This window comes from Moraxella bovis (assembly GCF_002014975.1).
Classification (GTDB): domain Bacteria; phylum Pseudomonadota; class Gammaproteobacteria; order Pseudomonadales; family Moraxellaceae; genus Moraxella; species Moraxella bovis.
The window spans coordinates 1-16,175 of record NZ_MUXV01000055.1 but is presented as its reverse complement, the minus strand read 5'-3'; the positions used below and the strand labels follow the sequence as shown (position 1 = coordinate 16,175).

At 42.8% G+C, this 16,175-nt stretch carries 15 protein-coding genes and 1 pseudogene; 6 read left to right on the top strand and 10 right to left on the bottom strand.

Annotated features, from left to right (window positions below; translation table 11 throughout):
* Positions 1-231: 231 nt before the first annotated feature.
* The 3 genes from lptF to hemA all read left to right on the top strand — a co-directional run bounded on the left by lptF (position 232) and on the right by hemA (position 4,291).
* Positions 232-1,491 carry an LPS export ABC transporter permease LptF gene (gene lptF, locus B0182_RS11520; RefSeq protein ID WP_280522604.1) on the top strand — a complete coding sequence of 420 codons (1,260 nt, stop codon included), beginning with the start codon at positions 232-234 and terminating at the stop codon, positions 1,489-1,491.
* Complete coding sequence (lptG, locus tag B0182_RS11515) at positions 1,488-2,576, top strand: LPS export ABC transporter permease LptG (RefSeq protein WP_078275066.1); 1,089 nt, start codon at positions 1,488-1,490, stop codon at positions 2,574-2,576. Before lptF ends, lptG begins: the two co-directional genes overlap by 4 nt.
* Positions 2,577-2,956: 380 nt before the next feature.
* A complete protein-coding gene (gene hemA / locus B0182_RS11510; protein ID WP_078275065.1) occupies positions 2,957-4,291 on the top strand; it encodes a glutamyl-tRNA reductase in 1,335 nt (444 codons plus the stop codon).
* 21 nt (positions 4,292-4,312) lie between these two features.
* Here hemA and B0182_RS11505 read toward each other — a convergent pair whose 3' ends face one another.
* The 3 genes from B0182_RS11505 to yaaA all read right to left on the bottom strand — a co-directional run bounded on the left by B0182_RS11505 (position 4,313) and on the right by yaaA (position 7,457).
* Positions 4,313-5,221: a regulatory protein RecX gene (locus B0182_RS11505; protein ID WP_211271647.1), complete on the bottom strand. Its 909-nt coding sequence runs from the start codon at positions 5,219-5,221 to the stop codon at positions 4,313-4,315.
* 64 nt (positions 5,222-5,285) lie between these two features.
* Positions 5,286-6,344: a recombinase RecA gene (gene recA / locus B0182_RS11500; RefSeq protein WP_078275069.1), complete on the bottom strand. Its 1,059-nt coding sequence runs from the start codon at positions 6,342-6,344 to the stop codon at positions 5,286-5,288.
* 330 nt (positions 6,345-6,674) lie between these two features.
* The gene (yaaA, locus tag B0182_RS11495) at positions 6,675-7,457 is read right to left on the bottom strand and encodes a peroxide stress protein YaaA (protein ID WP_078275063.1); all 783 of its coding nucleotides are present in this window, start codon (positions 7,455-7,457) and stop codon (positions 6,675-6,677) included.
* Positions 7,458-7,599: 142 nt separating this feature from the next.
* On the opposite strand from yaaA, the gene B0182_RS11490 reads away from it, so the two are divergent.
* Entirely contained in the window at positions 7,600-8,670 is a 1,071-nt protein-coding gene (locus B0182_RS11490; RefSeq protein ID WP_078275062.1) for an enoyl-CoA hydratase/isomerase family protein, read from the top strand.
* A gap of 534 nt (positions 8,671-9,204) precedes the next feature.
* Here B0182_RS11490 and B0182_RS11480 read toward each other — a convergent pair.
* The 5 genes and pseudogenes from B0182_RS11480 to B0182_RS11470 all read right to left on the bottom strand — a co-directional run bounded on the left by B0182_RS11480 (position 9,205) and on the right by B0182_RS11470 (position 14,083).
* The gene (locus B0182_RS11480) at positions 9,205-10,782 is read right to left on the bottom strand and encodes a reverse transcriptase domain-containing protein (RefSeq protein ID WP_158079707.1); all 1,578 of its coding nucleotides are present in this window, start codon (positions 10,780-10,782) and stop codon (positions 9,205-9,207) included.
* A 326-nt stretch (positions 10,783-11,108) separates the two neighbouring features.
* Entirely contained in the window at positions 11,109-11,339 is a 231-nt protein-coding gene (locus B0182_RS14990; RefSeq protein WP_244893692.1) for a catalase-related domain-containing protein, read from the bottom strand.
* A gap of 183 nt (positions 11,340-11,522) precedes the next feature.
* Positions 11,523-12,604: pseudogene (locus B0182_RS11475) on the bottom strand (catalase); the annotation flags it as partial.
* Between the two features lie 412 nt (positions 12,605-13,016).
* The gene (locus B0182_RS14425) at positions 13,017-13,160 is read right to left on the bottom strand and encodes a hypothetical protein (RefSeq protein WP_158079706.1); all 144 of its coding nucleotides are present in this window, start codon (positions 13,158-13,160) and stop codon (positions 13,017-13,019) included.
* Between the two features lie 179 nt (positions 13,161-13,339).
* Entirely contained in the window at positions 13,340-14,083 is a 744-nt protein-coding gene (locus B0182_RS11470; protein ID WP_228144857.1) for an epoxyqueuosine reductase QueH, read from the bottom strand.
* A 95-nt stretch (positions 14,084-14,178) separates the two neighbouring features.
* On the opposite strand from B0182_RS11470, the gene iscX reads away from it, so the two are divergent.
* Positions 14,179-14,379, top strand: a complete 201-nt coding sequence (gene iscX / locus B0182_RS11465; protein WP_029103819.1) for a Fe-S cluster assembly protein IscX — start codon at positions 14,179-14,181, stop codon at positions 14,377-14,379.
* On the top strand, positions 14,366-14,575 hold the full coding sequence (locus tag B0182_RS11460) for a hypothetical protein (RefSeq protein ID WP_078275059.1): 210 nt from the start codon (positions 14,366-14,368) through the stop codon (positions 14,573-14,575). Before iscX ends, B0182_RS11460 begins: the two co-directional genes overlap by 14 nt.
* A gap of 2 nt (positions 14,576-14,577) precedes the next feature.
* Here the strand turns inward: B0182_RS11460 and B0182_RS11455 are convergent, their stop codons facing one another.
* Together B0182_RS11455 and B0182_RS11450 are read right to left on the bottom strand one after the other, a co-directional pair.
* A complete protein-coding gene (locus B0182_RS11455) occupies positions 14,578-15,426 on the bottom strand; it encodes an SPFH domain-containing protein (protein ID WP_078275058.1) in 849 nt (282 codons plus the stop codon).
* 121 nt (positions 15,427-15,547) lie between these two features.
* A complete protein-coding gene (locus B0182_RS11450) occupies positions 15,548-15,997 on the bottom strand; it encodes an NfeD family protein (RefSeq protein ID WP_078275057.1) in 450 nt (149 codons plus the stop codon).
* Between the last annotated feature and the right edge of the window lie 178 nt (positions 15,998-16,175).

Sequence of the window (16,175 nt, the reverse complement as noted above, 5' to 3'; positions counted from 1 at the left end):
ATTTTAGTTTAACAATGCCGCTTGTTCTTATGGTAAGCAGTTCAAATGGCTTTCCTATGGTGGGGAAGCAGTCTTGTGTTTTTGTGTATGTTCATTTGCAGTATTTTACCTTAATACTGTAAATAACGGGGGTTTATTTTACAGTTTATGTTTTAAACACTTGTCGTTATTTTTAGCAAAACCCATGAAAATTTGCTATAATAATGCATTTTTTATCATCAGTCTAGCACCGTGATTTTACGCCGATACATGATACGCCAAGTTGCCACGACCACCGCCCTTGTACTGGGGTTTTTGGTGGTCATGCTTTTGGGTGGTCGCTTGATACGTTATTTTGGCATGGCTGCCGAAGGGGGGCTGGATGTGGGGGTGCTGTGGACACTCATCGGCTATAATTTGCCTTATTTTTTGGAATTGATTTTTCCTTTGTCTTTTTTTATCGGGCTTATGCTGGTGTTTGGGCGACTGTATGCCGACCATGAGATGGCAGTGGTAAACGCAGGCGGGGTCAGTCGTGGCATGGTATCAAGATGGCTGATACCGCTTGTGCTTGTGGTGTTTGTCATGCAGGGTTTTATCACGCTCATCGGTAAGCCGTGGGGCGTGGCAAAGGCGACCAACATTTGGCAAGAACAATCAGTGGTGGAGATTTTTGATTTGATTCGCACCAAAGAGTTCATCAGCAGTGGCGACTATCATCTGTATGTCGGTGAAGTAGGCGATGAGCGTGAATTTTTAAAAGATGTGATTGTGATTCAAATGAATGGCAATAAAACTTCGCCAACCGATGACACACAAGACGACAATCAAACCAATCAATCCCAAAGCCTCCTTGACACCAGTAAAATCCCTGAAAAATTGCTCTCGGACAAAGACACGATTATCCTAGCCAAATCCGCCACGCAAGTGCCAACCGCCTCGCATGATGGTTCGGTGGTGCTTGACTTGCACGAAGGTCGACGTTATGAAGTGGATACCGCCAGTCGTCAGTATAATCAAGTGGGCTTTGGGCGATATCGCATTCATCTGACGGGTAAAAGCGACAGTCAAGGACGCCCGATGAAGATAGAAGGCATTGCCACAGGCGAGCTTTTGAGTGTGCGTGGGGTGCAAGGCGAGATAACCCTAAAAAACAGCACGTTTAGCCCACAGCAGGTGCGTGCCGAGCTCGGTTATCGTTTGTCGTTGCCGTTTTTGATGATTATCGCTGTGCTGCTTGCCACACCGCTTGCGACCGTGCGACCCCGTCAAGGCAGATGGCTCAAACTCATTCCTGCGATTTTTGTGTTTGTGGCAAATGTGCTGATTTTGATTTCCCTCAAAGAAACCGTCAGTAAGGGCAAGATTGGCGTGTACATCTATCCTGTGGCATTGGTGTTGTTCATCGCTTTTGCCTTGTATCTAAATTATCATGACCGTATCATGGCACAGCTTCGCCGAAATCGCATCAGTCGCCAAGGTCATCAGCAATCAGAGCGGGGGGTATCATGAAAGCATGGATTTTGCCCCGTTATGTCATCCGCTCGGCACTGTTTGCCATGATGGGAGCGGTGGTGGGCTTGTGGCTATTGCAAATCATCTTTGCCTATCTGTCCGAGCTTGAAAACCTATCCGAGACTTATACATATTTTGACGCGTTACGCTTTATTTTGTACCGCTCGCCTTATTTTTTGGTGCAGTTTATCCCCACGGGGGCATTACTGGGGGCGGTGATAGGGCTTGGACTGCTGGCGGGTAACAGCGAGCTTGTGGTCATGCGAGCGGGCGGAATCAGCGTGTATCGCATCATTGGTTATGCGATGTTACCTGCGTTTTTGTTTGTGATGATTTCGCTGGCGGTTAATCAGTTTGTTTTGCCTACCACCAACGACAAAGCCTCACAGATTGCCAATCATTTACCTAATAAAAAGCTATTTACGGTCAATGGCTATTGGGCGGTGAATGACACCGAGCAAGGGCAGGAGATTGTCTATATCAGCTATGCCGACTCGGATGGCAAACTGGGGGCAACCAAACGCTACTATCTGGACAAAGGGGCGAATCTCACGGGGGCGACCCGTGCAGGCAGTGGCGTGTTCCATGAGCAGGTAGGCGATGATTATCAGTGGCAACTGACTGACGTGGCACAGCTGACCGTGGGCGATACGGGCGTCTCTCGCAGTTTTGATATGCACAAGACCTTATCACTGCCCCTTGCCCCGAGTGATGTTCATCTTTTGACCAAAGAGGCGGAGGATTTGTCTTTGACCGACCTTCTGACCCATAAACAGCTCATGACCCATCAAGGCAGACGCTCGCTTCGTCATGAAGTCGCCTTTTGGCAAAAATTACTCTCGCCCTTTGCGGTATTGTCGCTGGTGTTAGTTGCCTCATCGTTTGTGTTTGGTTCACTGCGTTCGCAGGGCTTGGGACTTCGCATTGTCATGGCGTTATTGACGGGACTTTTGTTTAGTTATTTGACTGATTTGACGGGGTTTGTGGCGCTCGCAACAGGGCTCTCCCCGTTTTTTATGGCGTTATTGCCGATTATCATTAGTGCAGGCGTGGGGATTTATTTATTACAAAGACGGCAATAAAATGGGCGAGAGATTGCCAATTTTTATGGTTATTTTTAAATTAAAAATCTTAAGTGTATAGCCACAAATTTTAAAATTATCACAAGCTCAATAATATAAGAGTGTAGGGGCGTGCTATGCACATCCGATAAACATGACAACAATAAAGGACGTGTGGAGATAGTGCTGATGAACCTTTGATAAATATTAAGTTCGTTAGATATGAGTATATTTTAACATAAGAAAATTATCTATTTAAAACGATTGATTTTGTCAAATGTGTGTTTTGATTGAAAAGTTTCATAAAAACCCCCATTTTTTGTGTGTTTTTGGCAAATGCTGTTATAATAATCCATTTCATCGTTTGTCCGTTTATTTTTACCTACCAAATATAGCCCGTCATGAAATTAGCCGTCATCGGAGTCAATCACAAAACCGCCCCTGTCGCCCTGCGAGAGCGGTTGTCTTTTGGCTCGGATTTGCCACAGGCGATTACTGACATTCGCCGTCTTGATGAGTCGGTCTCGGGGGCGGTCATCGTCTCTACTTGCAACCGCAGTGAGATTTATGTGGGGTTTGACGATGAATGGCAAGCGGTCGCTGACGATGATGATGTGAGCGTGCAGGCGGGGCGAGTGCGGTCGTGGCTTGCCGAGTTCAAGGGCGTGGCACTAGATGACATTTCGCCTTTTTTGTACATTTATGAAAATAACCGTGCGTTGAACCACTGGCTTCGTGTGGCGTCAGGGCTAGACTCGATGATACTGGGCGAGCCACAGATTCTGGGGCAAATCAGACAAGCGGTGTCGCAGTCGCAGGCAGTAAGTGGGGTGGGCAGTGATTTTCATTGGCTCACTCAGCAGATTTTTGCGTCAGCACGCAGTGTCCGCCGTGACAGTAAAGTCGGACAGCAGGCGGTGACGTTAGGGTTTGCGACCGCCAAACTGGTCACGCAGATATTTGACAAGCCAGAGAAGACCACGCTACTCATGGTGGCGGCAGGCGAGATGAATCGCCTTGTCGCTCATAACGTAGCAAGCCTTGGCATGAAAAACATCATCATCGCCAATCGCAGTCCACAGCGTGCCGAACTGCTCAAAGATGAGCTGGTGCAAATGGCACAAAATGCAAGGCGGTCGGTGCATGTTGAGTGCGTGGGGCTAGATAGTCTCGGGCAGGTGCTAAGCCGTGCTGATCTGGTGAGCAGTTGTAGCGGTAGCATGGAGACGCTGATTAGCACAGAGATGGTTAAGCACGCCCAAAAGGTGCGTCGTCATCGCCCGTTGCTACTGGTGGATTTGGCAGTGCCACGAGACATCGACCCTGCGGTGGGCGGATTTGATGATGTCTATCTGTATTCGGTGGATGACTTACAGCATGTCATCGCAGGTAACCTAGAAGAGCGAAAACAAGCGGCGGTAGAGGCGGAGCTGATGGTCAGTCAGCTGACCCTAAGTATCGAGAGTCAAATGCAACTGCTGTCCGCCAGACGTTATATTGCCGATTATCGCATGATGGCAAACGAGCATAAAAGCCGACTGTTATCGCATGCCAAACACCGTCTGGCACAGGGTGATGACATGATGACGGTGCTAGATGAGTTCGCTCATCGTCTGACCAACACGCTCACGCACTCGCCGTCACGACTCATCCGCACCGTTGCCACACACCAAGATTCACAGATTCTAGAAGTGGTAGGGGTAGGGTTGATGGATTACCGTGATAGGCAAGCCTGACTACTTTACTCAAAATCACCTTTATTCAAAATCCCCCAAATTCATCTTTAACGCATCAAAACACACACCCATCTCAAAGCCCCGATGCTGCAAAAATCGCAGTTGGCGGGCTTTTTCTTTGGGGTCTTTTGGGATTGTGTCGCCATATTTTTTACAGCGAGCTTCTACGGCAAGTTTGAGCCAGTCTATCTCATCATCCTTGTCATCACCCTTGTTGTCATCGTCCAAAATCGTGCCGTCCGCCACACTGTCTACATCACTCATGGCGATAAGTTCATCTATACTGCCAAACGCCTTGACATCAAGCCCTGCTTTTTTTAGGCCATCTGTCAAATACCGCACGCCACGCCCTTTGCGTACCGCTTCACGCACGAGCATGGTCGCACAGCGTGTGTCGGACTGATAACCTTTTTCGGCAAATTCATCAAGCAAGTCATCCACCGCCTGCGGGTCGCAGTCTTTGGAGATGAGTTTGGTTTTTAGTTCATGGCGAGACAGCTCTTTTTTGGATAAATAATAAAACGCAAGCCAACGCAAATAGCGAGTTTCTTTGTCGGGAAGTTGTAATTTTTCAATCTCCACTTGGCTTAATAATTTTAAAGAATTATCATCAAGCACCGTTTGACTGTCGTCTTTTAATAATAAACCTACCGCAGACGGTTTGTTGTCGCTTGTTTGGGATTTGCGTTTGCGTGTGGGTGTTGGTGTGTCGGTTTGGGAGTTGGAATTTTGGGTGTTTTTAACTGTTTTTTTAGATTTTTTAAAAGGGTGTTTGGCGGTGTTAGTTAAATTTTTTGGTTTATCAGATAAAAAATTATCATCGGATTGTTTGTTGCTGTTTTTATCGTTCGTTTTATCCGCTTTTTTGGTATTTTTATCGTCCGTGTTATCGCTGTTATTACTCTTTTTATCAAAAGTTTTAGCAGACACAGGTTGTCCCATGTCTGCTAAAATGTCATCTAAGGTTTGTATTTTTATGGGTTTGATCATAAAATTAGTCGTCCATGCCTTCGACATATTCAGGCACTTCACCGTCATCATCGCTGGGGGCGACTGGCACGACATTGGCAAGTTTTAGCTCACGGATTTTGGCTTTAATCTCTTGGGCGATGGCTGGATTTTCCGCCAAAAATTGACAGGCATTGGCTTTGCCTTGACCGATTTTTGAGCCTTCATAGCTGTACCATGCCCCTGATTTACCCACGATGTCAAGGCTTGCCCCGATGTCCACAATCTCACCCAAGCGGTTAATGCCCTCGCCATACATGATGTCAAATTCGGTTTGGCGGAACGGGGGAGCCATTTTGTTTTTGATGACCTTGACACGGGTTTCAGAACCGATGATTTCTTCTTTGTCCTTGACCGAGCCGATACGGCGAATGTCTAGGCGGACAGAGGCATAGAATTTTAGGGCGTTACCGCCTGTTGTCGTCTCAGGCGAGCCGAACATTACGCCGATTTTCATGCGGATTTGGTTGATAAAAATCACCATGCAGTTAGAGCGTTTGGCGTTACCCGTGATTTTACGCAAGGCTTGGCTCATCAGACGTGCTTGCAGACCCATGTGGCTGTCGCCCATTTCGCCTTCAATCTCAGCTTTTGGGGTCAAGGCAGCAACCGAGTCCACCACAATCAAATCCACCGCCCCAGAACGCACAAGCATGTCCACGATTTCAAGGGCTTGCTCGCCGTTGTCGGGCTGAGATACCATAAGTTCGTTCAAATTTACACCCAATTTTTTGGCATAAATGGGGTCTAGGGCATGTTCTGCGTCAATGAACGCACATTTTCCGCCTTGTTTTTGGCATTCGGCAATCGCTTGTAGGGTGAGCGTGGTTTTGCCCGAGCTTTCAGGCCCGAAAATTTCAATGATACGCCCCTTTGGCAAACCGCCAATCCCCAGAGCAATGTCAAGCCCAAGCGAGCCTGTGGAAATGGTCTCAACATCTACCTTGATAGACTCATCGCCCAGATTCATGATGGTGTTTTTGCCGAATGCCTTTTCAATCTGAGCCAATGCCATTTGCAACGCTTTTTCTTTGTTGCCTTCAATGTTTTCATCTTTTTCTTTGGGTGCTTTTGCCATAAGAATTACCTTTTTCAACTAAAATTAACGTGATAAAACAACTAAATTTACAACCAAAATTTTGCCTATTTTAGCACTTTTTTGGGCAAAGTGGCGGTAATTTTTGCGTTGTTACAATAAATAATTGGGTAGTAGCCTAAAAAGTATGCCAAACTAGTTTTCCGTTCGCCCTGAGCCTGCCTGCGGGTAGGAAAACCGTTAGGTTTCCCAAGATCGCCACGAACTGTTTTCTTTGTAGCATACTTTTTGAACCAGAGCCAATAATTGTTAAGTTAAATAATTTATTAAAAAATACTGTTAAATCTGCTCATCTCGTTTAAACACCCATTCATCATCACTGCTTGCTTTTTCGTCAAAATAATAACCGTCCATGTCAAAGTTTTTTAGCTCATCGGGGTTTGTGATTTGATTTTTTGCACAAAAATTCATCATCATGCCACGGGCTTTTTTGGCGTAGAAACTCACGATTTTATATTGCCCGTTTTTTTGGTCTAAAAATTTGGGCGTGATAATCTCCGCCTTGATTTTGGCAGTATTAATCACTTTAAAGTATTCATTGGAAGCAAGATTTATCAATACATCAGAACCGCTGTTTTTGATATTATCATTTATCACATCAGTAATCTCATCACTCCAATAGCCATATAAATCATCGGCATAGGGCGTTTTTAATTTCGTACCCATTTCTAGCCGATAAGGTAGCATATTATCCAAAGGTTTTAAAATGCCATATAAGCCTGATAAAATCCCCAAATGCTGATTTAAATATAAAATCTCATGGGTGTTTAATGAATAAGCGTCAAGTCCTGTATAAACATCACCGTCAAACAAATAAATGGCAGGCTTTTTATTATCATCAAAAGGATAAGTCCAATTTTGGTTGCGGACGACATTTAATTCAGCGATTTTTGCAGATACGCCCATAAGCTCTTGTAAGTCTATCACGTCTTTATTTTTTAGGGTTTTCATTAATTCTATGGCGTGATTGATAAGTACAGGTTCGCTTAAATGGTTATCTACATTAAAGGGGATGGCGGTTTTTTCATCTAGGTTTTTGGCAGGGGATATTAAACAATACATGATATTTTCCAATGATTAAATGAGTTTAAAAGATAAAAAGATTATAAAATAACTGGTGTAATTTTTCAATTTAAAAATATTGATTTGACGGTTTAAATTTGTTATATTAAATCCTTATTTCAACCATTAAAAGGAATTTTTCATGACCGACACGATTTTGGCACGCCTAGCCCCAACCGCTCACGGCAAATACATTGGCGTCATCACACTCAACAACCCCAAAGCTCTAAACGCCCAAAACTTAGACATGGTCAAAGCCACACGCACGCACCTAGATACATGGGCAGATGATGACAGCGTGGCGGTCGTGGTGCTACACGGCACAGGCGACAAGGGGCTGTGTGCAGGAGGTGACATCAAGGCGCTTTATGGCGGAGCGAGTGGGGCGAGTGCCCACGACTTTTTCACGCACGAGTACGGACTCATGCACGCCATGAACACCTATCCCAAGCCTATCATGGCGTGGGGGCATGGGATTGTCATGGGGGGCGGTATGGGGCTGTTTGTCGGGTCAAGCCATAAAGTCGTTACGTCCGCCACGCTCATGGCAATGCCCGAAGTCTCTATCGGGCTATTTCCTGACGCAGGGGCGTCTTATTTTTTAAATCATTTGGCGGGTAAGGTCGGGCTGTTTTTGGGGCTAACGGGGGCAAGATTTACAGGGGCGGACGCTCATGCGTTTGGCGTGGCGGATTTTGCAATCGGTCATGATGGATTTGACGACGTGCTAAGTTGTATTTGTCAAATTGATTTTAAGGATAATCACACCAATCATCATTTATTATCTGCTTGTTTAAATGGATTTCATGATAAATCTATATTGGGCGAGAGCATTTTATTAAAGTCATTTGATGAAATCAATCATCTCATGAATCAAGGCGATTTATTAGCGATTGACAATGCCTTAATGAATTATCAAGGCGATAATGACTTTATCAAATCCGCCATAGACATTTATAAAAATGGCTCGGACACCACAAAAGCGATTACCTTTAAAATTTATCATGACTTAAAAACGACTAAAAAAGATTTTTCTTTAAAACAAATCTTTGACTTGGAAACAGTGGTGGCGACTCATTGTGTCAATCATGGCGATTTTAAAGAAGGGGTACGGGCATTACTTATTGATAAAGACAAAAACCCCAAATGGCGACATACGCTTACCGATATGCCTGTGGGGTATATTGATGAATTTTTTGGGGAGTTTGTTTAAATAGATTTATAGAGAAATCCGCTTTTTATAAAGCGGATTTGATTTACTGCCCCGCTTGTGAGCAGACATAGTCAAGCCGGCTCTCGCCTGCCCTATAAGGAATCGAGGGATAAATGGATACATAACCTTCATAACTGTCTGCATTGTTGCCTTGCTTGTTATAATGAATGATATTATCAAAGTCATTTTTACGAACAACGCAGTCATAATAATCAAAAATTTTCGTTTGCCAATAGTTTTTACCATCTAAATTTTGAATAGTTTTAAAATCTGTTCGTATCCACACACTAACATATTACCCACCGCCTGTAAAAGACTTGACACGCACGCTGTCTTTGTCTAAATACTCTTTAAAGTTGTTGGTTTCGTCCGTTTAAGCCCAATTACTAGTAAAAGCAGGTATAGCAAGCATTAGGACGATACATAGATATTTTTTTATAAAAACTCCTGTTAAAAATATATACAAAAAAATTTTCTATTATATTGATATAAAGAATAATTATTTAAAATTTTTTTAAAATAAACTTCATAAGCCTATTTCTTAATTTTAGTATTGAGTATTTTCCAGTGCCTTCTAACTTGATGGCGAATTTTATCTGATTGCATAATTTTTGTCGAATTGTAAGTATAACCCAAAAAATTACCCCAAACCTGACGCTGAAAAACCCATTTATCTTTCGTATTTAATCGTCTAATATATCTTTTTGATTTTTTAGCACCGAGATATGAATATCTATAATGTAATCGATTGATAAATAACTTGCCTTTCGTATTATTTTGAATTCTTTTTGAGTAATATTTACAGCGTTTAACGCCTTGACTCATTTTCATATAATACTGTGCTAAAGCTTGATTTTTGAGATAGATATTTGTACCATCAAAACCAAATCCTAAGTATTCAAATCTTCTGTTTGAACTATTTTTGTTAATTTGACCACCAAACTCTTGCAGACACTTAACGCTATTATTTTCTTTAAAAAAATAAAATATTTGGGTTTTTTCTTGTTTAATATTTAACTTGGTAATTTTAGATATTGACTCTTCTAATAATACCAATATCTCATTTTTAAGAGAGCTATTACAAACAATCACAATATTATCGGAATATCTCTTATATATTCTGCCAATTTTCTGTACTTCTTGATGAATATAGGTATCAAAATTAATCATATAAATATTTGCCAAAGTTGCACTAATAGCAGAGCCTTGGCAAATGCCTTTATATAAATTTTTTTCTGTGTTATTACGTTTTTGTCTATAAATAATGCCTTTACTTCGGATATATTTAAGCTCCCTTAATTGACAAAAACCTACCGCCTCTTGAGAATATAGATGCGTAATTTTTTTAATTGATTTTTGTTTGTATTTTCCTTTATGATTTATAATAATTTTCTCTTTAAATAATTCAAATATTTTGTCATAATCTATGTATGAAAACTGAGTAATTGCCTTATAGACATTATAATGGTCTTTGGGTAGAGTGTTGCTTTCTTGCAACCCAAGCACGCTTTTCCAGACATTTTTTAATAAGGCGTGGTCAAGATTATCAAAAAATCCCTCTATATCTACTGCGATGACTGTCGGTTCTTCTTGTTGTGCACGGTGTTTTATAACATCAAAAACTTCTTTGGCAAAATCTATATTACATTTACCCGAACCATCTACTGTAGTTATTTTTCTATAAGCAGTTACCACATCGCCAAGATTGTTTTGATTTAACTTTTTTTCGTAATGAATCTGCAAAAGATAAGCATAATAAGCAAAAATATTAGCATCCCAATGATTGGCATAATAAATATCACGCACCTTGGGTTTTAGGTGTACACGCTTACCATTGTGTAATATATTGCCGTCTTGATCATACTGTTTGCGAAATTTAGGCGTGATTATTTGTGTATGAATGAAAGGACAAAACGCATGTTTGGCTATTTTTTCAGGATTGGTAATATAGCGAATTACTTGATTTTTGCTTTTAGAAGTGACTGGCAATCCGATATGAGGGTATCTTTTTAGTTTAAACCAAGAGGGGTCTTTGACTTTTTTTGATTTCATAATTGTTGCAGAATAAAAAATGAAAGTAGGCGGAGTACGCATAACAGCCAGTAAGTGCACCTTACGCTTCTATCAGAAGAAGCACCCCAATTGTAGAATAATAATACTATGTATCATCAAATCAAAGGATATAAATATGCTAAGTTTTAATGCATTCACAGCAATTAACATCATAAAGCAGTTGACATTTCTGTCCAAGTGCTTTATAAAAGCTATCCGCACTGACATATTCAGTACGCAAACCCAAGATGGGCAGTTTAATTGGCAAACTTAACTGACTTGCTACCTACTTTCAAGGTAAATTTTACTACACCAAAAAAATTTTGCAATAAAAAACCACCCATGAAGAGTGGTTTTTTTAATTTTACGCAACATATTTTTCAATTTTACGCAAAGTCTTTGGGATTTAGACAGCTCGCCAAATGCTTGGCAGGGTCGGTGTCATACGCCTTAATGGCATCTTCTACCGTCATTCCTAACGCCTTGGCAACACCCATGCCATAATCAGGGTGGCAGGCGTGGCAGTTGCGGATATGGCGGTATTTGATGAAATCGAGTGCATCGCCCATTGCTCCTGCCGTATTGTCAAACAAGGCTTGTTTTTGCTCATCAGTCATGAGATTAAACAGGGCTCTTGGCTGGCTAAAATAATCGCTGTCATCTTCACGAAAATCCCACTGCTTGGCATCGCCACTAATTTTTAGGGGTGGCTCGGCGTACTGGGGCTGTTCTTGCCATTGTCCAAAGCTGTTTGGTTCATAATGCGGACGTCCGCCATAGTTGTCGCCCACTCGCCCTTGACCGTCTCTGTGGTTGGTATGCACAGGGCAACGTGGGGCATTGACAGGGATTTGATGGCGGTTGACACCCAAGCGATAACGCTGTGCATCGGCATAATTGACAAGGCGTGCTTGCAGCATTCTATCAGGCGATACGCTAATGCCTGGCACCAGATTGCTTGGGGCAAAGGCGGCTTGTTCTACATCCAAAAAGTAGTTTTCAGGATTTTTGTTGAGTTCAAACTCGCCCACTTCAATCAAAGGATAATCGCCTTTTGGCCACACTTTGGTCAAGTCAAAGGGGTGATACGGTACTTTCTCGGCGTCCGCCTCTGGCATAACTTGAATGTACATGGTCCATTTTGGATAGTCGCCTTTTTCAATGGCATCGTACAAATCTTTTTGGTGGCTTTCACGGTCTTTGGCAATTACCGCTTCGGCCTCGCTATCGGTTAAGTTTTCAATGCCTTGCTTTGTGCGAAAGTGCATTTTGACCCAAAAGCGTTCATTATCAGCATTGATAAAGCTATAAGTATGGCTACTAAATCCGTGCATATGGCGGTAGGATTTGGGAATGCCACGGTCGCTCATCACAATGGTAACTTGGTGCAGTGCTTCTGGCAGTAGAGTCCAAAAATCCCAGTTATTGGTGGGGCTACGCATATTGGTGCGTGGGTCTCGTTTGACCGCTTTGTTTAGATCAGGGAATTTTAGGGGGTCTCTTAAAAAAACACAGGCGTGTTGTTGCCCACCATATTCCAGTTGCCCTCTTCGGTATAAAATTTTAGGGCAAAGCCACGAATGTCTCGCTCGGCGTCCGCTGCCCCACGCTCGCCTGCCACGGTGGAAAACCGTGCAAACATTTCAGTTTTTTTACCAACTTCATTAAATATCTTGGCACGAGTGTATTTTGTGATGTCGTGGGTTACGGTAAATGTACCAAACGCCCCAGAGCCTTTGGCGTGCATACGCCGTTCTGGAATGACTTCACGAGCAAAGTCGGCAAGTTTTTCGTTTAGCCACAAATCTTGGGCAAGTAAGGGACCTCTGGCACCTGCGGTCAATGAGTTTTGGTTATCAACAACAGGAGCTCCGTTGCTCATGGTAAGGGGTGTGCCTGAGTAGGGGCATTTTGGGGTATCAGTCATGATAAATCCTATGGTTAGGGTGTGTTACGATATCAAAGTATGACAGAATAAGCATAACAAAAAATGGCATAATTGCCGGTTAGCGTATGTAAACAATACAAATGACACTCATTGCTAACTTGGATTGCTGGCTTGAACTTTGTTGCTGCTTGGTTTGTCAATCTATGGAGCTATTATAGGCAGGATTGATGATTTGGTAAATTATAATAATTTGATGTTTTGATTTGATTTTTTAAATTGAAAAAACTTGATGAACTCTAAATTATGATTGATAAAATTTATTGTAATTTAAAAAATCACAACAATCCAATACGGTTGAAAACCAAACCGCTAGAAGCTAAGACGAGTCATCATAAGATTTGCCCAATCAGTCTAGTTTACGACTGCCAAACACCAAACTTACCCCCGCCAACGCTCCCCATGAGCTGTTACCCTGCCAAATCGCCATGCCAAAAAACAGCACAGCAAGCAAAATGGCGGTCGGATAAATGTGATAATTACTGATGGTCATGATGATTTCTTGTTTTGTGATAAATTTAATTTATCATAACACGACATTCATCAGTTAAAATAATTTTATGTAGTTGAATTATTAATAAGTTTTATAAATAAGCAATTTATGTAAGTGATGTAAACAAAAAGACACAAAAAAGACCGTCATCAAACGGTCTTTTGGTCTTAATGGCTTATTTACTCATCATCGCCATAATATTTCACGCCGATTTTAATGGGTTCACGCCCTTGGCTACGGCGAAAATTATTGGTATCACGGAGCGAATAAGCACAGCCACAGTATTCTTGTTGATAAAAATGCTCACGCTTGCTAATCTCAATCATACGGCTACTGCCACCGCCTTTACGCCAGTTAAAATCCCAATAATCAAGACCCTCATAAGGAGCAACGGCACGGTGTCCACAGTCGTTGATTTGAGCCATGTTTTTCCAGCGACTAATCCCAAGCGAGCTTGTCATCACAGGAAAGCCATGCTCATGGGCGTATAGGGCGGTGCGTTCAAACCGCATGTCAAAACACATGGTGCAACGGCGACCTCGCTCGGGGTCTTGCTCCATGCCTTTGGCACGAGCGAACCAATTATCCATGTCATAATCAGCATCAATGAACGGTATGCCGTGCTTTTCGGCAAAAGCGATGTTCTCGTTTTTGCGAATCTCATACTCTTTTTTGGGGTGAATGTTGGGGTTATAAAAATAAATGGTAAATTCAATGCCACTGGCAAGCATCGCCTCCATGACCTCGCCTGAGCAAGGGGCACAGCATGAGTGTAATAGCACTTTTTTGTGTCCGTTTGGCGGGGTCAAAATCTCACGGTCAATCGGCGTTAGGTGCGGATTGGTGGGGTCAGCTTTGGCGATTTGTGGTTTGCCTTTTTTTTGCCCGTTTTGGGTTTGGGGGTTGTGGGTCTGTACGCTCATAATTTAACAATGATAAATAAAAATGGCGATTATTATAGCATTGATTTAAATTTTTTGCTAAAATTTGCGTGAATTTGTCTTTAAAAAGGTTTTTTATGAAACTCAACTGGCACGACAGCTTAGACATCGCCATTGCCCTTGCCGAAAAGCACCCCGATGTAGACGTACAATATATCCGCTTTACCGACTTGCACCGCTATGTGTGCGAGCTTGACGACTTTGTGGGCGAACCTGACAAATCCAATGAAGCGATATTAGAAGCCATTCAAATGGCGTGGCTTGATGAGCTTGATTGATAATTTAGATAATTTAAAAGATAACTTAAAAGATAATTTATGGGTGTATCATACGCCTTTATCTATTTTTTATCTATCTTTCAAAACTTTATCTGTAAAAAAGCGGTCATTATCACCGCTTTTTATTTTGGTAGTATGGCAAGGTGCGTACCACGCACCTTTTAAATTGGTGCGTTTTGAAGTTAAATGGTTATAAAATCACCCCTTTAACTTATCGCCCACCAATCCTTTGACCGTGTTTAGAATATCGGCAGGCAAGACAACGGTTTTGGCATTATCAGACTGTGCCATGTCGTTCATCGCTTTGATGTATTGCTCGCCAAGCAAGTACACAACAGGCATTTCTTTGCCGTCCATCGCCGATGAGATAAGGCGAATGGATTCTTCGGAACCTTTGGCAAGCACTACCTGAGCTTCGGCATCACGGCGAGACGCTTCCAATCGCCCGTCCGCCTCCAAGATAGCCGCCTGTTTTTGCCCGTCCGCTCGTGTTACCATGGCTCGGCGTTGGCGTTCGGCGGCAGCTTGCTCTTCCATCGCTAGTTGCATGGTGTGGGACGGTTTGATGTCTTGGATTTCCACCGTTTTTAGGGTAATGCCCCAGTCGGCGATGTCGTCTGAAATGGCGTGTTTGAGCTGGGTTTTGATTTGGTCTCGGCTTGATAACGCACTGTCCAAATCCATCTCGCCCACGATAGAACGCAAGGACGTTTGCACCAGATTGCGAATGCCGTATTCATAGTCTTCAATGCCGTACACCGCATATTCTGGCTGAATGATGTTAATATACGCCACCGCATTGGCGATGATGACCACGTTGTCTCGGGTGATGACTTCTTGACTGGGGATGTCCAGCACGATGTCTTTGGTCGTGATTTTATAGGCGACCGTATCGACAAAGGGAATGATAAAATTCAAACCCGGTTCTAAGGTCTGATGATATTTTCCCAGTCGCTGAACCACCCATTTATAGCCTTGTGGTACGAGTCTGACACCCTTAAAAACGGTAAAGACGACAAACGCCACCAAGACAAATAAAACTTCCATAATAAGCCCCTATCTAACAGTTATCTAAAATTATCTAAATTTGAAATACAGGGCAAATGTGATTGCCCCCTACCAATCTATCTAATATGATGAATTGGCAATAAATAGCAATCCAATGGCATTATTTACGCCGAACCACCAACTCATTACCCAGTATCTGCACCACCACGACCTTATCGCCTGCCTGAAACACTTCGCCATCTGCCCCACGGCACAGCCATTCATCAGAGCCGACTTTTGGCACACTAAACCGCACTTTGCCGAGCTTGTCGGCACTTGGAGCGTGGGTCAGCATGCCTATCTCGCCGATGATGACACTGCCCCCAAGCCCTGCGGTCGTGCGAGTTTTGATGTTGGGCTGGATAAATTTAAACCATGCCACGCACGAGATGACCGACAGCACAAGCCACAAGATGACCCCCGCCCCAAAGCCGAAGCCAAACGCCCACGCAAGCACTGCCGTTACAACAGCAGACGCCCCGAACCATAGCAGAAAAAAGGTCGGCACAAACATCTCTAATATCATCAAAATCAGACCAAAAACCAACCAATGCCAAGGCTGTACGTTCATCAGGTGTCCTTATGTGGATTTTTGGTTAATATAAATCATTTATCAAAAATAGTCAATGAGTTAATCCCAAACCCTAACCGATTGATAATCATAAAAATACTTGACAAAATATAAAATCGGCTGACAATTTTTTGGAAAATGGAAAATGGAAAATGGAAAATGGAAAATGGAAAATGGA